This is a genomic window from Flagellimonas sp. L-11, from assembly GCF_056857735.1.
The window spans coordinates 26,197-49,571 of sequence record NZ_JBSXNR010000027.1 but is presented as its reverse complement, the minus strand read 5'-3'; the positions used below and the strand labels follow the sequence as shown (position 1 = coordinate 49,571).

The following is a 23,375-nucleotide window of genomic DNA, read 5'->3' as shown; positions in this document are numbered from 1 at the left end:
GTAAATATATCAATAAATATAATTGTGACAATGGCTGAGGCTGTAATTATGGACAGAACACCTCTTTTGGGAAGGAGGCAGTAGGATATCCAAAGCATGGTAAAAACAATCCGATGTACCATTGAAAAGTTCCCAATGCCTCCAATATCTTCCAAAAGAAACTAGGGGATCTAGACCAATTTCATATTGATGGGATCCCAGGTCATTATTTTCTTTTCAAAATAACTGGTGTTACATGCCAAGGCCGGAGCCGCTGCCCTAAAGCCGAATTCAGCATTTTCCACCACTTCTTTTCCAGACCTTATGGCATCAAAGAAATTGGTGAAATGGTCCAAATGGGCACTATAGCCTTCAGGTGCTTTGTAAATAACATCGCCTTTTGGATGTTTATTTTGTTGCGCCTTGGTCCATTTGGCATTGTAATCGGCCGTCATTCGTTTTTGCATTTCCTCTGGAAAGGTAAATACAGAGTCGTACCCACCAAAACCTGGGGCTTCGGGCATTTTGCTATACCCCACGGTAATATCGTTTCCGTTTATGGTAATGGTGCCTTCGGAACCTATCATTTGTATAATTTCCTGGCCTCCCGTACCGCTGATAAAGTTTACGCGCAGATTTAATTGAAACGCAGGGTGTTCCTCACTGTCAGGGTACTGCATTACACCGGACATCACATCGGGCATGTTTCTACCATCTTTCCAATAGCTGAATTGCCCTGTACTATAAATATCTTCCGGTCCTTTGGAATTGGTTATAAAATGGGTACCACTTAATAAATGGATGTAAAGGTCGCCTGCTACACCCGTGCCAAATTCTTTAAACGCCCTCCACCAAAAGAATTTTTTGGCATCAAACTCCATTTTATCGGTTACCTCTACAAAGGTGTCCCAATCCGTGGTTTCTGCACTGGCATCGTCAGGAATGGTATATTCCCATGCCCCGATGGAACTTTGACGGTCCCAAGCTGCCTGCACCATGTTAAGATTACCTATTTCTCCTGCGGCCAAAAGTTCTTTGGCCTTGGCATACCCGACACTACTTACTCTTTGACTACCTATCTGAACAACCTTACCGGATTTTTTGGCCGCTTTCATCATCGGATAACCCTCCTCAATTTTGTGCATCATGGGTTTTTCCAGATACACGTGCTTGCCTTTGGCAAGAGCATCCAAGGTTATTTGGGAATGCCAAACATCGGTGGTACAAATAAGCACGGCGTCAATATCGTCCCTATCCAAAAGATCTTTATAGCTTCGGGTAACAAACAGGTCTTTTCCAAACTCTTCTTGGGCCCGAACCAACCTGCCTTTGTACAGGTCGCAGATGCCCGCAAGTTCAACCCCGGGAACTTGTAGGGCGGTACTTAGGTCAAAATGCCCTTGTACCCCGTACCCGATCACACCGATTCTTACTTTATCGTTATTGGAAAATCCTTTTTCATATCGTAACATGCGCTCTTCTGCTTTTTTTTGTGCTGCAAAAGATGCGAATGGGGTGGCGGCAGAGGCCAAAGTAGTGGCTCCTATCTGTCGTAAAAATTTTCTTCTTTTGTTTGAATTGTTTTTCATCAATTGTTGATTTTATATATAGGTTTTAGTTCACTGAATAACTTACAAAGGCCAATTTTTTACTGTTTGGACTCCAAGAAGGCACATTGATGGTGCCTTGGCCACCAAAGAAAACAGGGGTAATATCCTTTATGGCCTTCGTCTCAACGTTCATGAGCCTAAGTTTTACTTGTTTGCCGAACAAATGGTCTTGCTTTTGGTCGGAAGTGTAGGCGATATAAACAATCCATTTTCCATCGGGCGATGGATGCGGGAACCAATTGGAATTCTTGTCAAAGGTCAACTGCTCTTGCTTTCTTCCGTTGGCAAGCATCCGCCAAATCTGCATGTGTCCAGATTTATAGGAGTTGTAATAAATATATTTTCCATCGGGCGAATATTCAGGACCATCGTCCAGCCCTTCAGCTGTGGTCAACCTTTTTTCTTTTCCGCCATTTACACTGATGGTATACACATCGTAATTACCATTTCGTTCGGCACAATAGGCCAATCGTTTTCCGTTGGGAGACCAACCGTGCCAGTAGGATGGCACTTTGGAAGTTACTTTCCTCGGTTTTCCACCTTCTACGGGCATCACATAGATAGCGGATTTATAAGATTTGGGTGAGGGATCGATCACATCGTTGTGGCTAATGGCCAGCCATTTGCCATCCGCGGAAATCCCGTGGTCGTTGTTGCTCTGGTCAATAAAATCGGTATCCAACACCTCCAAATCTTTGGTTTCCAAGTCCAAAGTGTACAGTTTTCCCTTACTGTTTACGATCAAATAATTGTCAGGATGCCAGTTTGGGGCCTCAAAATGTTCGTTTATGGCAAGTACGGTCTCAATGCTGCCCGTTTCAATATCCACTGTTTGTATGTAGCTAGTGGTATCAATTTTATTTTCAGGTGGATGATCGTAAAAATGGATGGATTGTGCTACCAGTTTCCAATGGGCATCAAACTTTTCCAAAAAACGAAATTCAGTGGATAGGCTTTCTTTGCCATAACTATCCACGGAAACCTCATCATGTGTTACCCAAGCTGTATTGCCGCCAATTTTCATTTTATGGTTGCTATGGAAGGCAAAACCCCCATTCCCGATCATGTTGGATGGTGGGTTTATAATGGTTTCTATAGGGATATCCATAGTGCGTCCATCTGCGGTAGATACCATAAAACGACTATAAGACCGTTTTTCCCAGTATTTCGTATGAGCTTCTTTGTCGCCCATTCGCCAAGTGAGCCCTTCATTTTCCAAAAGTTTGATGATAGCAAGTGAATCTTGCTGCTGGGAATACAGGGAGAAACTGCATAGTGCCCCCAGAAAGAACAGGAAATATTTTTGAAACAACCCTTGTGTGCTGCCAAAAGTATACTCCTGAAGTACATAAAATGACTTCATGATGTTTAGTTTAGTTTTGTGTGCTCGATAAATATACACTTTGCGCACAAAAAATTTAGAGCATTGGCCCTAAAACCTCCCAAACATTTTCAGCCACCAACTTTTGTCCCGCTACAGTTGGATGAATACCATCCCCTTGATTGAGTTCGGGAATCCCGGCTACGTTTTCCAATAAAAAAGGAATCAATGTTATGTTTTCCGAAGATGCCAACTCTGGAAAAAGGCTCTCAAATTTTGAAGTGTAATCGGGGCCCATGTTCGGTGGAATCTTCATTCCCGCAAGAATGATCTTGGCATTGGGTAATTTGCTTTGGATGGTGTCCACCATGCTTTGAAGATTCGATTCCGTTTCCCTAAGCGGGACACCCCGCAGCCCATCATTGGCACCCAATTCTATGATAATGATGTCGATATCGTCTTGCAAAACCCATTCCAACCTATTTTTTCCGCTTGCCGTGGTTTCTCCACTGAGCCCGGCATTGATTACGGTATAGTCCAACCCCAAAGAGTCTACTTTTTGTTGGATAAGCGCGGGAAAGGCCTGACTGACCTCCAACCCATAGCCGGCGGTTAGACTATCACCAAAAAACAAGATTTTTTTATTGGAATCGGGGGTCTCGGTTACGGTTGTTTCTTGGGGTCGAGAGGTCTTCTCGGCATCCCTTTTAGCGTTCTTTTCCCCACAACCAAGGAGTAGTAGCGATAAAAAATAACAAAACATTAACGGTAATGGGAAGCTCGGGGTTTTCTTGGTCATGATCTATTTTAGTATTTTGAGAGTTTTTAACCTAAAATGTGGTATGTCAAAGATATTAAAAGTTCAACACCTCTCTAAAACCTATCGAAGTGGGGAACACGACCTCAATGTACTCAACAATGTTTCATTTGAAGTGGGAAGTGGAGAAAGTTTTGCGATTGTCGGCCCATCGGGCAGTGGAAAAACCACCTTGTTGGGACTCTGTGCGGGATTGGATACCACGGATGAAGGCGAGATTTGGCTTTGCGGCCAAAATTTGTTTGAACTTGATGAAGACGGAAGGGCACGATTACGAAATCAAAATGTAGGTTTTGTTTTTCAGGACTTTCAATTGCTCCCTACATTGACCGCTTTGGAAAATGTGATTGTTCCCTTGGAACTTCGAGGTGTTAAAAAAGCCGCGGATCTGGGGAAGGAACTTTTGACCAAGGTTGGATTGCAGGATAGGGAAGGCCATTATCCGTCCCAATTATCGGGCGGGGAGCAACAGCGTGTTGCATTGGCGCGTGCCTTTGCCAACAAACCTGCCATACTTTTTGCCGATGAGCCCACAGGAAACCTAGACGATGAAACAGGTACCAAAATAGAAGATTTGCTTTTTGAACTCAACAAAGAGCAGGGCACCGCACTTGTAATCGTGACCCATGATCTGGAGCTGGCCAAAAAAACAGATAAAAGTATTCGCCTAAGATCGGGTAAAATCGAGGAAACCGTTGGTTAATATGGGGAAGCACAACACTGGATTTTCTTGGTTGCTAAAAATGGCATGGCGCGATGGCAAGGCAAGTTATGGTAAACTATTATTGTTTGTATTCTCTATAACCTTGGGCGTGGCCGCTGTGGTCAGTGTCCAGTCATTTAGTGGATTGTTAAAAGAGAACATTGCTAAACAGTCCAAAGCACTTTTGGGTGCGGATTACCTTATAGAAAGTGATAAGCCCGTCAACGATAAAGTAATGGGCATTATGGATTCTTTGGGTGGAGCGGATGCGCGCGAGATCAATTTTCTTTCCATGGCAGCCTTTCCGGGAAATAATGGTACCAAGCTCATGGAGGTTAGGGGAGTGGAAGGCGGTTTTCCATTTTATGGAGAATTGGAAACCACGCCCGTTTCAGCGGTAAACGATTTTAGAAACCGTGGGGCATTGGTGGATGCCACTACCATGCTTCAGCTCAACCTAAAGGTTGGCGACAGTATAAAGTTGGGGGCAGTTACCCTTCCCATAGCAGGGGAATTGGAAACAGTTCCCGGCAGTACCTCGGTTTTTGGGGCGATTGCACCACCTGTTTTGATTCCTTTTCAATTTATTGAATCAACAGAGCTGGTACAAACAGGTAGTCGGGTTGAGTACAAATATTATTTCACGGCCGATGAAGGCCAAGATATGGCCGTCTTGGGCGAAAAAGTGGAACCCATACTGGATGCCGAAGAAGCCGATTTGGACACCCACCTATCCGAAGCTCGACGCTTGGGACGCCGTTACGAAAATTTTGGAAAATTCCTCAATCTGGTCGGTTTTATTGCATTGCTTTTGGGGTGCGTAGGTATTGCCAGTGGCATGGGGATTTATGTCCAAATGAAGATAAAATCCATTGCCGTGCTCAAATGTTTGGGGGCTTCAAAACGGCAGAGTTACCTTATCTTCTTTGTTCAAATAGCCTGTATGGGAATCTTGGGCGGATTGCTGGGAACAGCCATTGGTTATTCGCTCCAACAATTGTTTCCCATCTTATTGGGCGATTTATTGCCCGTGGATGTTGATATTGTCCTATCGCTTCAAAGTGTATTGCTGGGACTTTCCTTGGGATTGGCGATGTCCGTGCTCTTTGCCCTTTATCCTTTAATGAAAACTTTGTATGTTTCGCCTTTGCAGGCCTTGCGTGTGGTCCAGGAAACGAAATCCCGATCAAAGCGGGCCACCACGGCAGTTGGTTTGGGCATTGTGTTGTTTGTATTCAGTTTTTCGTTTTGGTTGCTCGGCGACTTCATGCGCTCCTTGTTTTTTGTTGGAGGGCTTTTGGTCGTCTTTTTGATTTTGACGGCAGTAGCCCGATTCTTTATGGCCATGTTGAAAAAGTTTTTCCCGTATTCGTGGAGTTTTATTGCCCGCCAGAGTTTGAAGAATTTATTCAGGCCCCAAAACCAAACCTTGGTATTGGTATTGGCCATTGGCATCGGAACTTTTTTGATAAGCACCCTGTACTTTACAAAGGATATGCTGTTGGAGAAAGCAGCCATTGAGGATAGTGCCAACAGTGCCAACATGATTTTGATGGACATTCAGAACCAACAAGTAGACGGGGTTTCCAATACAATCAAGGCTTCAGGTTATCCTGTGATTGATAAAATTCCGATTGTGACCATGCGGGTGGAAACCCTTAATGGAAGACATGTGGAAGCTATCAGGAAAGATACCACATCGCAAGTGAGCAGATGGATTTTGAACCATGAGTTTAGGGTGACCTATCGGGACAGCTTAATCGATTCCGAACGTATTTTGGAAGGGGGCTGGGTAAGCAGCGTAGATGCCGATTCCGATGTTCCCATCTCTGTGAGCAGTGATTTTGCTGATAGGGCTAAAGTAACTATTGGGGATGCCGTTACATTTAATGTACAGGGCAGGATTATGAACACGGTGGTACAGAGCATAAGGGAAGTAGATTGGAGCAGGTTACAACCTAATTTCTCCATAGTTTTTCCATCGGGAGTACTCGAAAATGCCCCACAGTTTGGAGTAATGACCACCAGGACCGCCGATGATAAAGGCTCTGCCCAACTCCAGCAACAATTGGTACGCGATTTCCCCAATGTTTCCATTTTGGATTTAAAACGAATCCTAAGTCTGTTGGAAGATATTTTGGGGAAAATCGGATGGGTCATCAACTTTATGGCCTTCTTTAGCATATTTGTCGGGGTTGCAGTGCTTATGGGAGCCATTTACAGCAGCAAGCACCAACGTGTAAAACAAGGGGCCTTGCTCCGGACCTTGGGGGCCCAAAGCTCCCAAATTTTAAAAATGATCGCCATTGAGTACGCCGTCCTCGGGTTTTTGGGGGCTTTTATGGGGGTGTTGCTCGCTGTTTTAGGAAGTACCTTGTTGGCCTATATGTTGTTTGAAACCACTTTTACTCTTTCATGGGTGCCGTTCTTTGTGATACTTCCCGCCATTACCTTATTGGTTTTTGCCTTGGGTGTGGGAAATAGTATAAGTATTGTAAGGAACTCTCCGCTTTCCGTTTTAAAGAAGGAAAAGGAGTAGTGAACCCATATGGTTATCTTAACCATTATCCATATACCAACCTTTTGGGATAATGATTACAGCAACAACCATTGAGAGAGTTGGAGTTGAAAAGAAAGCTGCTAAAAATCCCAACCTTAAACAAATTGGGGGATTTTTCCTATGGGCGGAACCCTTAAATCCGTTCAAAACCTGCTTTTTGGGGCAATTTTTGTTGTTGACGGGGTCTGTACGGTTGTTTGAATGTTTTTTTTTTCAAACCATCTTGAAATTCACTTAATTAAAGTGGTGGTGTTTTTTGTTAAACTTAGTTTATCAAATCAAGACAATGGGAAAAAACAAAACAGAGGGGTATTATTTATACATCAAAAACAGACAGAGCTTCACAGTTTTGTTCCTTTTTTCTTTTTTTGGATTGCTCTATTTCAATTGCTCTCCCAAATATGCAGACCTATCACCTCCAATTGATGATTTTCAAGAGTTTACAGCAAGTGGGGATTCCTTGGTCACTGATAAGTGGTGGGAAGTTTTTAATGACGATAAATTAAACATACTGATAGATAGCGCAATGCAGTCCAATTTAAACATGGCTGCCACTTGGCAACAATTTTTGTCGACCAGGGCCACGGTCAGGTCCCAAGCCTCCAATAAATGGCCAGCCATTGAAGCGTCGGCACAGACGGCAAGAACCCTTCCAGAACCGGATTTCGTTGGTGGTGAGAATACACAGTTGGGATTTTTGTCCAGTTACGAACTCGATTTATGGGGTCGTATCGGTACTGCCGTAAACGCAGAAAAATTTAGGTCAGAAGCCAGCTATTTCGACTACCAGACCCTTTCCTTGTCACTCTCTGCCGAAATTGCCACTACTTGGTATCAATTGCAGGCCGCTAAAAGACAATTGCAGATAACCGAAGACCAGATCAAAACCAACGAAGCCATCATTAAACTGATACGTTCTCGTTTTGTGGGTGGTCAACTACGGGCGGTAGATATTTTACGGCAAGCCCAATTGCTGGAAAGCACCAAGGAACAGAAGATAATTTTTGAAACCAATATTCAACTTTTAAAAAACCAATTGGCCGTACTTTTGGGTAAACAACCTCAAGAAGGAATTGTCTTGGATGGGGCTACAATGCCCACTGTCCCCGAATTGCCAAAAACGGGCCTGCCCTTGGAATTGGTTCGCAGAAGACCTGATTTAAAACAATCCTTTGCAACCTTGTTGGCCGCGGACAGGGATATGGCCTCAGCGGTCCAAAGTAAATATCCACGAATTACTTTGAGCGGTCGCGGACAGCTTCGTTCCAATAATTTTGATAACCTTTTTGATAATTGGGCGTATTCGTTGGCAGGTAATATTTTGGCACCACTATTTTATGGAGGACAATTAAAGGCCGAGGTTGATAGGGCCACAGCAATCAAAAAGCAACGATTATACGAGTATGGGCAGGCTACTTTGGTTGCTTTTAGAGAAGTTGAAGATGCCTTGACCCAAGATATGAAGCAAGCAGAACGATTGGACAATATTGCCAGACAACTGGAATTGGCCGAAAAAAGCAACAAGCAATTACGGGTCGAGTTTTTAAATGGCTTCAGTCCATACCTCGATGTGCTTTTGGGCCTGGGGCAAGAACAACAATTGCGAAGAGATTATGTTGCTGCCCAATTGCAGCACGTGCAAATAAGGATAGCCTTGTACCGGGCATTGGCAGGAGGATTTGATACGGGAAGAAATTTGGTTGATCAAAAAAATAAAAGGGACGAATTCTATGAGCAATAAAAAATTAATTTTGATTTGTTTGGCCATTCTCTTGGGGGGAATATTGGTAACAACACTCATATTTTCCACCGAACCTGAAGCACAACAGGAAGGGGCCACCATCGAGACCGCTATTTTGGTGGATGTAGTCTCGGTGGAGAAAGGTACTTTTGCCCCGACCATTGTGGCAACAGGTACTGTGCAACCAGTGGAGGATGTAATTTTAAGTCCTTTGGTTTCGGGGCAGATCATTCGTCGGGATCCAGCATTCACTCCCGGTGGTTTTGTAAAAAAGGGAGAAGTGCTGCTGCAGATAGACCCTTCGGACTATCAAAACACATTGGAGCTCCGAAAAAGCGAACTTTTGCAATCCGAAACTACCTTGGCCACCGAAATGGGACGTCAGCAGATAGCCGAACAAGACCTTCAACTTATAAACAACGATTCCCTTTTCGGGGACAACCCACTTTCCGATAACGAAACACAGTTGGTTCTGCGTAAGCCACAATTAAATGCGGTCAAGGCCACCATTGAAGCTGCACGAGCCTCCTTGAACCAAGCACAATTGAATTTGGAGCGAACCACCATCCGTGCACCTTTCGATGCCCATATTTTGAGCCAGAATGTCACTGTGGGGAGCCAAGTGGCGCAAGGGGATAATCTGGGTAGGATCGTTGGGACCGATAGTTATTGGGTAACGGCAACTGTTCCAATTTCCCGACTGCAATGGTTAAAGTTTCCCGAATCGGACTCTGAAAGAGGGTCTTTGGTCCATATTGAAAACCCATCGGCATGGACAAAAGGCGCCCACCGTGAAGGGTATTTGAACGGACAGATCGGTGCTTTGGACGCCCAGACCCGACTGGCCAGGGTTTTGGTTCGGGTAGAAGACCCTTTGGCAACATCAAAAGAATTGAAAGGCGCCCCCAAGTTGATGATCGGGGCTTTTGTGGAAGTGAACATCGAGGCGGAACCCATTCCCGATGTCGTGCGCATCGATAGGGATCTGATCAGAAGCGATCAAACCGCATGGGTAATGAAAGATGGGCTTTTGGAAATACGGGAATTGGACATCATCCTTACCGATAATGAACACGCTTATATAAGGTCAGGCCTGGAACAGGGAGAAAAAGTGGTGGTCACAAACTTGAGCACGGTCACCAACGGGATAGAATTACGTACAGGAGGCAAGGAGACTTCGCAAGGGGAAAACGACTAAAAGTTGCTATGATGGAAGAAAAAGATCCGGACAGAAAAGTGAGAAAAGAAGGGGCCATAGGCTTTATGGCAAGAAATTCCATTGCCGCCAATTTATTGATGCTGATATTGTTGGGTGGGGGGATATTTACCATGTATACCATCCAAAAGGAAGTTTTTCCCGAATTCCAGCTCGACTTTGTGGATGTATCGGTAGCCTACCCGGGAGCCTCCCCTGCCGAAGTGGAACAAGGCGTGCTGCAGCCTGTTGAGGAAGCCGTGCGCGGTGTCCAGGGCATCAAGGAAATCGTTTCCCAGGCCAATGAGGGTTCTGGGGAAATCAGCATTGAACTGGTTGCCGGTTTTGAGCGTATGAAAGCCTTTCAGGATATTGATCAGGCCATCAACCGTATCCGAACATTTCCCGCCGATATCGAACGCCCCGAAGTAAGTTTAAGGTCACGACAGCGGGATGTGTTGCAAATCGGTCTATACGGGGAGACCGACATTTGGACCCTGCGGATACTCGCGGAGCGATTACGGACCATTTTGTTGAGCGATCCCGAAATTACGCAGGTAGAACTCAACAATGTCCCCGATTACGAGACCCGGATCGAAATTACAAGGAACAACCTTCAAAAATACAACCTTACCCTCGGGCAGGTAGCCGACATTATCCAGCAAAGTAGTAACGATGTGCCCGCAGGTGCGGTGCAGACCCAGAGCGGGGAAATTTTGTTGCGGATGAAAGAGCGTAAACAATGGGCCGAGGAATATGGAAACATCACCGTTGTAACGGCACCCTCCGGAGCCAAGGTAAGTCTCAGCGACATTGCTACCATTACCGATGGTTTTGAAGAAACCGGGTTTCACGGCCAATTCAATCAACAAAATTATGTGGGACTTCAGATTTTTAGGGCCGGTGACCAATCCCCTTTGGAAATTGAGGATGCCGTACTCAGTATCTTGGAGGACTTTAAGTTGCCTCCAGGAGTTAATCACCGTGTTGATAGCAATAGGGCATCCGATTATAGAGAGCGATTGTCCCTATTGACCGAGAACGGTATATTGGCCATTATTATCGTATTGTTGATCCTTACCTTGTTCTTGGAATACCGACTGGCCTTCTGGGTGATGATGGGCATGACCGTATCCTTTATCGGAGGGATTATTTTCCTGCCCCTGATCGGAATAAGCGTCAATATGATTTCCATGTTCGGGTTCTTGGTCGTACTGGGCATCGTGGTGGACGATGCCATTGTGGTAGGGGAAAATGTCTACGAATACCGTAAAAAGGGATTGAGCCCCTTAAAAGCGGCAATTGCAGGGACCAAAGATGTATCCAAACCTGTTATTTTCAGTATTACCACCACCATTATTGCCTTTGTACCCTTACTGTTTATGCCGGGCGAAACAGGTAAATTCTGGCAACCATTGCCTGCGGTCGTCATCGTGATATTGGCCGTATCCTTGTTGGAAGCATTGTTCATCCTGCCATCACACTTGGCTCATTTGAAGAAAGATCCAAGTAAGAACAAATGGGTGCATAAATTGGAGGGGTGGCAAAGTTCTTTCGCCAATACATTCAATGAATTTGTGGACAGGCGCTACCGTCCATTGCTGGATAAGGGCCTGAAACACCGCTACATTACATTGTGCAGTGCCTTGGCCCTTTTGTTGATCGTGGGCGGGTACGGGTATAGTGGCCATATGGGCATGATCATGATGCCCGAGGTAGCAGCGGATGAAATTGAGGCGGGGGTGCGTTTGCCCGTAGGTACCACACCGGACCAAGCGGCAAAGGTCGCACACGATATTTCCGATGCAACCCAAAGAATGTTTGAAAAACATAACCTATATGAAGTTGCCGAAGGCATCAAGACCAATGTAAGGGGACAGAACTTTATCGATGTGGAAATCGTGATGTTGCCACCCGATCAAAGGGATATTACTGCAGGGGAAGTCATTGAACTCTGGCGTGATAATATTGGGGATATTGAGGGCGTTGATCAAATTACTTTTGAGGCAGAGCGTGGACCTGGAGGGGCACGACAGGCCATAAGCATTGATTTGAGCCATTCCGATATTGAGGTGCTGGAAAAAGCCAGTGAGGCATTTGTGGAGCGTATGGAAGCTTTTTCCAATACCCGCGATGTTACTGACAACTACAACAATGGGAAGATGCAATATGATTTCAATCTGTTGCCACAGGGCAGAACCCTTGGGTTAACCTCCAATGATGTAGGGAGACAGGTAAGAAATGGCTTCTTTGGAGCCCTGGCGATGCGCCAGCTCAGAGGTATGGATGAGGTGGAAGTACGGGTAAAACTGCCCATGGAGGAACGAAAGGATATCAGAAACCTGGAAAACTTTCTCATTAGAACGCAGGATGGGGTAGAAGTACCCTTGATGGATGTTGTTGAGGTGAAACAGCGCGAAGCGTTTACCAGTATAAACCGAAGGGACGGCCGTAGAGTGGTCAACGTCGGAATGGACGTGGAACCCGCAAATACCGTAAATAGGGTCATCGCCAAAGTACAGGAAGAGACCTTGCCCCAGCTTAGGGCGGATTTTCCCGGAATAACATGGACCTTCGAAGGAAGTCAGGCTGATATGCGGGAAAGCACAAGTACGCTGCGTTCCGGTTTTGCCATTGCCATGTTGCTGATCTATGCCCTATTGGCCATTGCCTTTGGCAGCTATGTGCAACCCTTGATCGTGATGACGGCCATTCCCTTTGGAATTGTTGGAGCCGTTATCGGCCATATTTTGTTGGGCTACGATCTTTCCTTGGTGAGTCTTATGGGAGTTATAGCATTGTCCGGCGTGGTGGTCAATGATTCTTTAATCATGATTGACTATGCCAACAAACGCCGAAAAGAAGGACACCCTATCTACAAATCCATTCACGAAGCAGGGTTACGAAGATTCCGTCCCATTATTTTAACGACCATGACTACCTTTGGTGGGCTGGCCCCCATTATTTTGGAAACATCCAGTCAAGCCTTTTATTTGATTCCGATGGCCATTTCCTTGGGATTTGGTATTGTGTTCGCCACGGCGATCATCTTGGTGATCGTACCCTGTCTATATTTGGTTTTGGAAGATATAAGGCTGTCCATTCAAAAAGGAAGGACCGTCAAGGAGGTGGATGTTTCTGAAGGCACCGTTTCCTAATACCGGTTTCGGGCCGTATTCCCTTCACATCCGATTTTGATCAAATTTGAGGACGGTGACTAAAAGGTTACGTATTTTAGGGGTATGGCAACAAAGCAGTTTCACATTACAAAGTCCACAGGGGAAAAAGTGGATTTTTCCATGGAAAAGCTCAAGAATTCCCTTCAATTCAGTGGAGCTTCGGAAGCATTGGTAGAGGACATTGTACAGCGTGTGCAAGATGAACTTTACCAAGGTATCAGCACCCGCGAAATTTATAACCGGGCCTTTGCTCTTTTAAAGAAAAAGGAGTCGGTCTACGCATCAAAGTACAAACTGAAAAAAGCCATTTACGAACTCGGCCCAACTGGCTTCCCTTTTGAGAAATTTATCAGCGGTATTTTGCATTACTCCGGTTATCAAACCAAAGTAGGAGAAGTGTTGCAAGGCAGTTGTGTGTCCCATGAAATTGATGTTTTGGCCCTAAAAAACGAAACCTTGAACATTATCGAGTGCAAGTTTCACAGTGAGGATGGACTGAAATGCAATGTAAAGATTCCCTTGTATATCCATTCCAGGTACCAAGATGTCAAGTTGCCTTTGGAGTCCCAAAACAACAAGGACTTTAAGGAAACCAAAGGTTGGTTGGCCACCAACACCCGTTTTACGCAAGATGCCCTCGAATATGGGAAATGTGTCGGGCTCTATCTTTTAAGCTGGGATTATCCGCATGGAAACGGCCTAAAGGAGAGAATAGACAGATTGCGATTATACCCCATCACGGTTTCAACATTGTTGTCCAATAGGGAAAAGCAATTTTTGTTGCAACGCGATATGGTACTGTGCAGGCAATTGATAAAGAACAGCTTTTTGCTCGACCATTTGGGGGTTTCCAATGGTAGAAAACAACGGATCCTGAAAGAAATGAAATCACTTTGTAATTCGTAAACGGATGAAAAAACTTCTAATTTATTTTTTCGGTGCTTCGGAAACGGTGACAGGTTCAAAATTTTACCTGCACTCCGAAGAAATCAAAATTTTGGTGGACTGTGGTCTGTTCCAAGGTGTAAAAGAATTGCGAAAACAAAATTGGGAGTCGCTGCCTGTGGATGCTTCGCAAATGGATTATGTGCTGCTTACCCATGGACATTTGGACCATTGCGGATATTTGCCCCTTTTGGTCCGACAAGGATTCAGGGGAAAGATCTTGGGAACTGCCCCCACCTTGGAAATTGCCCGCATCATATTGGAGGACAGTGCCAAAATACAGGAAGAAGAAGCGGAGAGGGCCAATAAAGAAAAATACAGTAAGCATGATCCTGCCCTGCCATTGTACACAAAACAGGATGTTGCTTTTACCTTGAAGTTTTTTGAACAAGTCGAGGAGGGAGAAGAGATTTCCCTTTCGGACCATTGTTCGGTAACATTCTTGTACAATGGGCACATTATTGGTTCTACCTATTTAGATATGGATCTCTATGGAAAACGATTTGTATTTTCAGGTGATGTCGGCCGGCAAAACGATGAATTGCTCAACCCGCCAAAACAACCGGAGTGGGCCGACTATTTGTTTGTGGAAAGCACCTATGGAGACCGGGATCATCCTGAAGAAAATGTAGGGCAGATCTTAATGGAACTCGTAAAAGAGACTTTACATAAGAAGGGTGTCTTGATCATTCCTTCCTTTGCGGTGGAACGTTTACAATCCCTAATGTACCAATTGTGGAAGCTTTACAAGAAGAACAAGATACCCAATATTCCCATTTTTGTGGATAGCCCCATGGGAAACAATGTATTGGAAGTATTCAAAGCTTTTCCCAGCTGGCATAAACTGACACCGGAGGAATACAGAAATATGTACAACCATATAAATATAGTAAGTTCCTACGCCGAAACTTGGGAGACTATTGATGACCCCAGACCAAAAATTGTGATTGCAGGTAGCGGAATGGTTACGGGAGGTCGGGTTCTCACGTACATAAAGCAATTGGCGGACTTGGATTCCACTTCCATTTTACTTGTTGGGTTTCAAGCTGAGGAAACAAGGGGAAGAAAGTTGCTCGAAGGAGCAACGGAGCTTAAAATTTACGGAAAATATGTCCCCATTAAAGCCAAAGTCCATCATTTGGAAAGTTTATCTGCTCATGCGGACCAATCGGAACTGTTGAGATGGATGGGATCTATAAAAAATGTTCCTGAAAAAGTGTTTTTGGTACATGGGGAAAAATCCGCCATGGAGGCATACAAGGAAAAAATACAACAAAAATTAGGGTGGCATTGTCATATTCCCAAAATGCACGAGGTGGTTGAGGTAATCTTGTGATGCATCATAATTTCACTCCGTAACTTAAATCACCTGCATCGCCAAGTCCGGGCAGGATATAACCTTTGCTGGTAAGGCCTTCATCAACGGCAGCGATCCAAAGTTGTGTGTCTTTCGGAAAAACCTTTTCAACCTTTGCCACACCAGATTTGGAACCGATTACCGATATAATGTGAATTTGCTTGGGGGTTCCATGGCTTTTAAGGGCATCGAGCACATTTTCCAAAGTCTTTCCTGTGGCCAGCATGGGGTCGGTCAACACCAAAATTTTACCATCCAATGATGGCGCGGCCAAATATTTCACGATTACTTCAAAATCATCATCGTTGTTTGGATGATGGCGATATGCCGAAATAAAGGCATTTTCAGCGCCATCAAAATAGCTTAAAATCCCTTGGTGCAATGGGAGGCCGGCCCGCAGTACCGAACAGAGCACTAAGTTGTCCGAACATAAAAACGAATTTTTAATGCCCAACGGAGTTTTCACTTCGTTTTCTCCATAATCCAGGGTTTTGCTGAGTTCATAGGCTAGAATCTCACCGATACGTTCAATATTGCGTCGAAAACGCATGGCATCTTTCTGGATTTTTACATCCCTGATTTCTGAAATAAAAGTATTCAGGATGGAATTGGTCTGGTCAAACTGATGGATGATCATTATTTGGAAATTGCGTCTTCTTAAAGGTAAATGTTGTTGGGAAGATATAAAAATGAAAAACGTTGGCTAAAAGTGTCAGTTTGGATACTGATAAAGGTCATTGTAAAAAAAGAAGATTTTTAACGAAATTTGAAAGAGTGATGTGAGGTATTACGAATTCAGATTTCTGTATCGCCTATGGATTTTATTGATTATTACAAAGTATTGGGGGTAGATAAAAAAGCACCTACCGACGAAATTAAAAAAGCATACCGTAAGCTCGCAAGAAAATACCATCCCGATCTAAATCCCAACGACGAGGAGGCGGAGAAAAACTTTAAGCGCGTTAATGAGGCCAACGAAGTACTCTCGGATCCCGAGAAAAGGAAAAAATACGACGAGTACGGAAAAGATTGGCAGCATGCAGAGGAGTTTGAGAAAGCGAAACGGTCAAGAGCCCAACAAAGTCGAGGTGGGGATTATTCAGGCTATACCTACAGCCGCTCTGGAGGGTCTGCTCAAGATTTTTCAGACTTTTTTGAATCGATGTTCGGTGGGGGAGCATCTGGATTTGGCTCAGGAAGGCAAGGGGTTCGTTTTAGGGGGCAGGATTACAATGCCCAGCTCCAATTGTCCTTGATGGATGTGTACACTACCCAAAAACAGACAATCACCGTAAATGGGAAAAATATCCGCTTGACCATTCCCGCTGGTATTGAAGATGGACAGACCATCAAAATTAAAGGATACGGTGGACCGGGAATTGAAGGCGGCCCAGCTGGTGATCTGTACATTACGTTTTCCATTACAAACAATACTACGTTTAAACGCGATGGGGCAAATTTGTACAAAACAGTACAGATACCTTTGGTAAAAGCTGTGCTTGGGGGAGAAATACAGGTGGAGACCCTGACCGGGAAAGTAAAGTTAAAAGTGGCCCCTGGCACGGATAACGGCACCAAAGTGAAACTTAAAGGGAAAGGCTTTCCAAAATACAAGAAGGAAGGCCAATTTGGGGATTTGTACCTCACCTATGCGGTAAAAATACCCAAGAACTTGACACAAGAACAGCAATCGCTTTTTGAATCTTTGGAGAAAACCAACCTAGAATAAAAAGACATGAAACAAGAGAATTACATATCCATTAAAACTTTTTGCGAATGCCATGGGGTTGGGGAATCTTTTGTTTACTCCATGTACGAGTATGAGATTTTACAACTAGCATACGAAGAAGATGAGGGAAAGCTTCATGTTGAGGATTTACCGCTCCTGGAAAAAATGGTGCGCCTGCACAAAGAGTTGGATATAAATCCCGAAGGAATCCAGGCTATCCATCATCTTTTAGGGCAAGTGGAAAGTTTACAGGAAGAAGTGGCCTCGCTTAAAAAGAAGCTGGACACATTCAAGTAAACATCCCATCAATTTTAGATATGACCAAGATCATAGGAGCTGTTGCCTCCCCACCTTACCTTTAAAGGAAAATGCAACAAATGGAGATGGTTCATGCCCTTTTTTAAAAAAGAGAACCATTTTGTCTTAACAATCAAAGTCATGAAAAAAATATTGGTGCCTGTCGATTTTTCGAAATATTCGGAATACGCCCTCGAAGTTGCCTCAAAAATTGCAAAACAGCATGGAGCTGGCATTGTGTTGCTCCATATGATCGGTGTGTCAGATTCTGTTTTGGCCAATTCGGAAATCGCAGAGGAAGCCGAGGCCAAATATTATCTAAATCAGGCCAAAGAAAAAATCAAACAGTATACGGAAAAAGAGTATATGAAAGAGATTCCTTTAGAAGCAATTATACAAAATTATAAAGATTTTAAGGAAGTAAACACAGTGGCCCAAGAACAACATTGTGACCTAGTGGTGATGGGCTCGCACGGAACAAGTGGTTTTAGTGATCTGTTCGTTGGCTCCAATACCGAAAAGGTGGTGCGCTCTTCGGAATTGCCCGTTTTAGTGATCAAAAAACAACAAAGGGATTTCACCATCAACAAAATGGTGTTGGCCTGTGACCTTAAGAAAGAAAACATACCGATTTATAAAAAGGCGGAAACTTTTGCAGCATTGTTCTCAGCTTCATTGGAAATTGTTTATGTGAACGCCTCAGGCGGAAATTTTATGGGCCGTGATAATGTGGAGAAGAGAATTGAGCTATTTAAAAAAGAATTGAACAAGGAAATTAACGTAAACCTTTATGACCATTATAGTGTGGAGCGCGGAATTCTTGATTATTGTTTTAAGAAAGGTGCTGACTTATTGGTGATTCCAACACATGGCCGCAAAGGGCTGTCCCATTTTGTAGTTGGAAGTTTGGCAGAAAATGTATCCAACCACGCAGAACTACCGGTAATGACCATTAAACTATGATCAATTGTTGAAAAGCAATTGCAAACGCCCCAATACAATGAGCTCCGACTTATTGCTGCCCGAAAAAGAAGCGATAATGGCCCTTGATGTGGACATGGCCAGATTTTTGATCTGGGGGGTAAACAGCACCTTATTGTCGGTATAGAAAGCTTCGAATTCCTCATAAATTTCTTCGCCGTCCTTTTCATATTCCAATAGCCAATCAAAAACGGATACAATTTGAAAAGCGGCATCCGAACCATATTCATCTTCAATATCATCGACCTCTAGCCAATAATCCCGAACCACTTCGTTGAGCTTTTTCATTTCCTGTACATGAATGCTGTGATCTGCCATGGCCATGGCATAGAACAATTTTCCCAAACTTTGATAAAGTTCGTTTCCGAGCTTTTTCTTAGATTCCAACATTTTCTTAAATTTAGTTGTAAAAGTTTAAATATAGTCATGTAAAAGCTTTCCCCCCATGACCAAAATCAGTAAATTCATTTTTCGTTTTGGAAGTATTTGAAAAAAGTAACGTGCTAAGGATGTTATCGGAGGTAATCTCGGAAGGCATCCTTGTTGTTGATGAACAACAAATGATTACTGCCAGCAACACTACCACCGATAAAATGTTCGGTTATCCCGAGGGTGAACTTGTCGGTAAACCAATGCAATTATTGCTTCCCGATAAAGTAAGGAATCACCATACGGGATTGGCCAATAACTTTATGAGTGAGGGCAAGGCCAGGCAGATGGGAAAGGGCAAGGATTTGGTGGGCAAGCGCAAGGATGGCAGTGAATTTCCTTTGGAGATAAGCCTAAACCCGTTCCAATTGCGCCAACGCAAATATGTGTTGGCCCTGATCATGGATATTACCGAGCAAAAGAAGGCCAAAGAGGCAATGGACCATTGGTTCCGAATTTTTGATGAATCCCTTAACGAAATTTATGTTTTTGATGCTGAATCGTTTGTTTTTATCAACGTAAACCGGGGCGCTCAACACAATTTGGGGTATAGTATGGAAGAGCTGGGCCAAATGTCGGTAATGGACATTAAACCAGCACTTACAAAAGATGTATTTCGTAGGCTGGTGTCCCCCTTGCTATCCAAAAGAAAAGAAAAAGTAATTTTTGAAACGATCCATAAACGAAAGGACGGCTCCACGTATCCGGTAGAGGTGCACCTGCAATTATCATTGTTGGGCAAGCAAGAGGTATGCGTGGCCATTGTGCTTGACATTACGGAAAGAAAAAACTATACCCAACAACTGGAAAACAAGGTAGAAGAGCGAACACAACAGTTAAAACAGGCACTCCAAGCAGAGAAAAAACTGAATGAGCTGAAAACGAAGTTTCTTTCCTTGGTCTCGCATGAGTTTAAAACTCCGCTCAGCAGTATTCTTACTTCTACCTCGCTCTTGTCCAAATATATTGAATCCGAACAGCAGGACAAAAGGGACAAGCACATCGGTACCATCAAATCCAAGGTAAAGTATTTGGACAATATCCTTACGGACTTTTTGTCCATAGAACGTTTGGACCTTGGAAAGGTCAACTATTCCATGTCCCCTTTCCCTTTGAGTAAATTGATCAATGAAGTGGTCTACGATTCCAATATGCTCCTAAAGGAAGGGCAGCGAATTCAATATCCCGAGAACATTGATGGGATTGAAGTGGAATTTGACGAAAAAATCTTGGGATTGGCCCTTTCCAACCTTGTGCACAATGCCATAAAATATTCACCGGAAGATTCGACCATTGAGCTTGTGGTAACCAAAGAAAATGGACACCTTTACATTGATATTATTGATCAAGGTTTGGGAATACCTTTGGAGGACCAACCCTTTATCTTTGATAGATACTATAGGGCCAGCAATGTGCTCACCGTACAAGGGACCGGCATTGGCCTCAATATAGTAAGGCAGCACCTGCATAACCTCAACGCCAATGTGACTTTTAAAAGCGAATTGGGCAAAGGTTCAACGTTTACACTGTACATACCCATAAATAACAAGGAAAATGAAAAAAATATTACTGGTTGAGGATGACACCTCGCTACGGGAAAATGTAGCTGAACTGTTGGAATTGTCCGGTTTTAATGTGTGTTCGGCATCAAATGGAAAAATAGCAGTGGACAAGGCTGTTAAAGAACAGCCGGATCTGGTCTTATGTGATATTATGATGCCAGAGATGGACGGTTATGAAGTTTTGGAGCAACTTTCATCAATTGAGACCACCCGTTACATTCCCTTCATCTTTGTTTCCGCTAAAACCGAGAAGCAGGATGTTAGAAGGGGCATGAACCTTGGCGCTGATGATTACTTGACCAAACCTTTTGAAGAGGAGGAACTTTTGTCGGCCATTCAATGCCGGTTGGAAAAGGCCAAAGAAATGGGGGCCGCCCTGGCGGAATACCCCAAAACAACATCACAAGAACAGGAAATTAGATCATTGAACGAACTGAAGAACTTTTTTGATGACCATGGTCAAATTTTTTCCTTTAAAAAAGATGAAACCATTTATGCGAAAGGGGATCACTCCAACATGGTGTACCTGATCTTAAAAGGGGTCGTAAAAAGTTGTGGATTGGACGAAGAAGGAAAAGAACTGATTACATCGGTGTACTCCGAAGACGATTTTTTGGGATTCACCTCTTTAACGGACCACTTGCCATATCAGGAATACGCATTGGCAATGGAAGAAGTGGAATTGGCCGGAATATCCAAAGAAAAAGTGAAGGGCATTTTGGAAGACAACAAAAGTGTTTCCCTAGAGCTTATGGATGTTATAACAGGTGACTTGGCAAACATTAAAAACCAGTTGTTGCAAATGGCCTATAGTTCCGTAAGAAAAAAAACGGCCCAAACACTTTTAATGTTTAGCAGGGCCATTAACAAGGACAAACAGGAACCTTTAAAAATATCCCGAAGCGACTTGGCCGGAGTTGCGGGTATTGCAACGGAAAGTCTCATCAGAACTTTATCGGATTTTAAACACGAAGGCCTTATCACCATAGAAAACAGAAATATTATGGTGTTGGATAAAGAAGCATTGCAGAACGTGAATTAAAAAATATGCGTCATAAATGGCTTAAGTGATATTTATCATTCCTTTTTTTTCTACGAATGATAAACTTGTGCCCATAATTTATGACACATGAAAAATGTTCTTGTTCCGACAGATTTTTCCGAGAACTCCATTCAGGCATTAAAGTATGCCCAAGTACTGTTCAGTTCCATGGAGTGCAATTTTTATTTGCTTTATGTCGGTACGCTGTTGGATACAAAAATAGATGCAGAGTCCTTTCAAGAATCAGGTGGGGCACCCACAGAAAACACAAAGAAAAAATTATTGGACCTGGTTAAGGAATGTAGAAAGCATAGCACTGAGGCAAACCACTTTTTTTTTGCATTGCATGAGTACGGTTTTTTTACTTCTACCATAAAAAAATATATAGCGGAACAGAACATTGACCTGATTGTAATGGGAACCAGGGGAGCTTCGGGAATTAAAGAGAAAATACTGGGAAGCAATGCTGGTGATGTTATTACCAAAGTACAATGCAACACCCTTGTTGTTCCTGCCCAAGTTAAACTGTCCAAACCCAGGGAAATAGCTTTTCCCACAGATTTCAATATTTTTTATTCCCTACGTATTTTACACCCAATGGAAGAAATGGTGGAATTGGGAAAATCCAAGCTTCGGGTCATGAATGCGTTAAAGGAAGGGGACAGTCTAAACAAAGAGCAAGAGAAGAACAAAGAGCACCTTTTGGATTTTCTGGAGGATACATTGCCTGAAGCCTACAGTATGCATACCATTACAAGCCAAAAGGTTAAACCCGCCATACAATGTTTTATGGAGAGCCGCGAGATCGACATGATCGTGATGGTGGCCAAAAACCTAAACTTTATCCAACAAATCCTCTTTGATTCCATTGTGGAACAAATAAGTTTCCATACAAAAGTTCCATTCTTTGTGATTCACGAATAAACACTGTTTTTAACTGTTCATGAATTCCTTGGGAAGTTAAGAACCTATTTTTATGGCTTTATAATAGTTTGGGTATGTGATGTAGATCATAGTATTTGATCAACACCATAATTAGCTTTGTTAACAGCAGAAAGTTATTTAAATAATGGAATTATGATCAAAGTAGTATTGCCCACCGATTTCTCCGAAAACGCATTCCATGCCATTTCCCACGCGGTGAAATTGTTGGAGAATTCCACCTGTATATTTTATTTGGTACATGCATATACCCCGGCCATTTACAGGGTCGATTATACACTGGGAAGTCCTGGACAATTGGGTTTGCCTGATGATGAAAGATATCGGGCTGAGGAAGCCTTGGAAAACACCAAAAAGAAAATCCAGGCCCAGTTCAATGTATCAAAACACACCTTTGTTGCCCATGCGGCCTTTAATTCGTTGACAGACGAGATTGCATCAATTTCCCAAAAAGAAAAGATAGATTTTATTGTAATGGGAACACAAGGAGCAACCGGTGCCAAGGAGATTCTTTTTGGATCGAACACGGTACATGTGATTCAAAAATCGGACATTCCAATTTTGGCCGTTCCTTCTGGTTTTGAATATGAGCCCCCAAGGAATATTTTGTTCCCCACCGACTATGAAGTGGATTATAAAAAAGTCAATCTGGATTTCCTGCTCAAATTTTCAAGACTATGGCACTCCAAACTGCACATAATGCACGTAACCGCTCCAGAAGGTCTTAGTATTGATCAGACAGACCACAAAACCTATCTGCAAGGTAAGTTACTGGAACATAACCATAAGTTTTACGATTTACCGGACCAAGAATTGATAGAGGCCATTAATGGGTTTCAACAAGAAACCCCGGTGGAAATGCTCGCTATGGTAAAAAACAAACATACGTTCTTGGAACGCCTGTTTGTAGAACCGATAATCAAAAATATAGGTTTCCACAGCAAGGTTCCTTTTTTAGTACTTCCCATCAACCCGTAAACAAAAAG

General features: G+C 43.4%; 19 protein-coding genes. 14 read left to right on the top strand and 5 right to left on the bottom strand.

Annotated features, from left to right (window positions below):
* Positions 1 to 170: 170 nt before the first annotated feature.
* The 3 genes from AC13CC_RS02650 to AC13CC_RS02640 are packed head-to-tail and all read right to left on the bottom strand — an operon-like array spanning position 171 to position 3,709.
* On the bottom strand, positions 171 to 1,568 hold the full coding sequence (locus AC13CC_RS02650; protein ID WP_482877192.1) for a Gfo/Idh/MocA family protein: 1,398 nt from the start codon (positions 1,566 to 1,568) through the stop codon (positions 171 to 173).
* Between the two features lie 25 nt (positions 1,569 to 1,593).
* Entirely contained in the window at positions 1,594 to 2,952 is a 1,359-nt protein-coding gene (locus AC13CC_RS02645) for a TolB family protein (RefSeq protein WP_482877191.1), read from the bottom strand.
* Between the two features lie 55 nt (positions 2,953 to 3,007).
* The gene (locus AC13CC_RS02640) at positions 3,008 to 3,709 is read right to left on the bottom strand and encodes an arylesterase (RefSeq protein ID WP_482877190.1); all 702 of its coding nucleotides are present in this window, start codon (positions 3,707 to 3,709) and stop codon (positions 3,008 to 3,010) included.
* Positions 3,710 to 3,752: 43 nt separating this feature from the next.
* Between AC13CC_RS02640 and AC13CC_RS02635 the strand changes: the two genes are divergently transcribed.
* The 7 genes from AC13CC_RS02635 to AC13CC_RS02605 all read left to right on the top strand — a co-directional run bounded on the left by AC13CC_RS02635 (position 3,753) and on the right by AC13CC_RS02605 (position 15,386).
* The gene (locus AC13CC_RS02635; RefSeq protein ID WP_293162391.1) at positions 3,753 to 4,430 is read left to right on the top strand and encodes an ABC transporter ATP-binding protein; all 678 of its coding nucleotides are present in this window, start codon (positions 3,753 to 3,755) and stop codon (positions 4,428 to 4,430) included.
* 1 nt (position 4,431) lies between these two features.
* Positions 4,432 to 6,969 carry an ABC transporter permease gene (locus tag AC13CC_RS02630; protein WP_326279207.1) on the top strand — a complete coding sequence of 846 codons (2,538 nt, stop codon included), beginning with the start codon at positions 4,432 to 4,434 and terminating at the stop codon, positions 6,967 to 6,969.
* Positions 6,970 to 7,276: 307 nt separating this feature from the next.
* Positions 7,277 to 8,731 carry an efflux transporter outer membrane subunit gene (locus tag AC13CC_RS02625; protein WP_482877189.1) on the top strand — a complete coding sequence of 485 codons (1,455 nt, stop codon included), beginning with the start codon at positions 7,277 to 7,279 and terminating at the stop codon, positions 8,729 to 8,731.
* Positions 8,721 to 9,929, top strand: coding sequence for an efflux RND transporter periplasmic adaptor subunit (locus AC13CC_RS02620; RefSeq protein WP_482877187.1), 1,209 nt, complete (start codon positions 8,721 to 8,723; stop codon positions 9,927 to 9,929). The genes AC13CC_RS02625 and AC13CC_RS02620 overlap by 11 nt, the downstream gene beginning before the upstream one ends.
* Positions 9,930 to 9,937: 8 nt before the next feature.
* Positions 9,938 to 13,084 carry an efflux RND transporter permease subunit gene (locus AC13CC_RS02615; protein ID WP_482877185.1) on the top strand — a complete coding sequence of 1,049 codons (3,147 nt, stop codon included), beginning with the start codon at positions 9,938 to 9,940 and terminating at the stop codon, positions 13,082 to 13,084.
* Positions 13,085 to 13,168: 84 nt separating this feature from the next.
* A complete protein-coding gene (locus AC13CC_RS02610) occupies positions 13,169 to 14,011 on the top strand; it encodes an ATP cone domain-containing protein (RefSeq protein WP_326279211.1) in 843 nt (280 codons plus the stop codon).
* 4 nt (positions 14,012 to 14,015) lie between these two features.
* Positions 14,016 to 15,386: an MBL fold metallo-hydrolase RNA specificity domain-containing protein gene (locus tag AC13CC_RS02605; RefSeq protein ID WP_482877184.1), complete on the top strand. Its 1,371-nt coding sequence runs from the start codon at positions 14,016 to 14,018 to the stop codon at positions 15,384 to 15,386.
* 4 nt (positions 15,387 to 15,390) lie between these two features.
* On the opposite strand, the gene upp is transcribed toward AC13CC_RS02605, so the two are convergent.
* Positions 15,391 to 16,044, bottom strand: a complete 654-nt coding sequence (upp, locus tag AC13CC_RS02600; RefSeq protein ID WP_326279213.1) for a uracil phosphoribosyltransferase — start codon at positions 16,042 to 16,044, stop codon at positions 15,391 to 15,393.
* A gap of 177 nt (positions 16,045 to 16,221) precedes the next feature.
* Here upp and AC13CC_RS02595 point away from each other — a divergent pair, with 177 nt between their 5' ends.
* The 3 genes from AC13CC_RS02595 (at position 16,222) to AC13CC_RS02585 (ending at position 18,396) form a co-directional block, all read left to right on the top strand.
* Complete coding sequence (locus tag AC13CC_RS02595; protein ID WP_482877183.1) at positions 16,222 to 17,136, top strand: DnaJ C-terminal domain-containing protein; 915 nt, start codon at positions 16,222 to 16,224, stop codon at positions 17,134 to 17,136.
* A gap of 6 nt (positions 17,137 to 17,142) precedes the next feature.
* Complete coding sequence (locus AC13CC_RS02590; protein WP_326279215.1) at positions 17,143 to 17,433, top strand: chaperone modulator CbpM; 291 nt, start codon at positions 17,143 to 17,145, stop codon at positions 17,431 to 17,433.
* Between the two features lie 141 nt (positions 17,434 to 17,574).
* Entirely contained in the window at positions 17,575 to 18,396 is an 822-nt protein-coding gene (locus AC13CC_RS02585; protein ID WP_326279216.1) for a universal stress protein, read from the top strand.
* Here the strand turns inward: AC13CC_RS02585 and AC13CC_RS02580 are convergent, their stop codons facing one another.
* Complete coding sequence (locus AC13CC_RS02580) at positions 18,397 to 18,804, bottom strand: hypothetical protein (RefSeq protein WP_326279217.1); 408 nt, start codon at positions 18,802 to 18,804, stop codon at positions 18,397 to 18,399. It lies immediately after the preceding gene.
* A gap of 119 nt (positions 18,805 to 18,923) precedes the next feature.
* On the opposite strand from AC13CC_RS02580, the gene AC13CC_RS02575 reads away from it, so the two are divergent.
* From AC13CC_RS02575 to AC13CC_RS02560, 4 genes are all read left to right on the top strand, one after another.
* Positions 18,924 to 20,420, top strand: a complete 1,497-nt coding sequence (locus AC13CC_RS02575) for a sensor histidine kinase (protein ID WP_482878236.1) — start codon at positions 18,924 to 18,926, stop codon at positions 20,418 to 20,420.
* Complete coding sequence (locus AC13CC_RS02570; protein ID WP_326279218.1) at positions 20,398 to 21,447, top strand: response regulator; 1,050 nt, start codon at positions 20,398 to 20,400, stop codon at positions 21,445 to 21,447. The genes AC13CC_RS02575 and AC13CC_RS02570 overlap by 23 nt, the downstream gene beginning before the upstream one ends.
* An 87-nt stretch (positions 21,448 to 21,534) precedes the next feature.
* The gene (locus AC13CC_RS02565; protein ID WP_482877180.1) at positions 21,535 to 22,371 is read left to right on the top strand and encodes a universal stress protein; all 837 of its coding nucleotides are present in this window, start codon (positions 21,535 to 21,537) and stop codon (positions 22,369 to 22,371) included.
* A 153-nt stretch (positions 22,372 to 22,524) separates the two neighbouring features.
* A complete protein-coding gene (locus AC13CC_RS02560; RefSeq protein ID WP_482877178.1) occupies positions 22,525 to 23,367 on the top strand; it encodes a universal stress protein in 843 nt (280 codons plus the stop codon).
* The last annotated feature ends 8 nt before the right edge of the window (positions 23,368 to 23,375 follow it).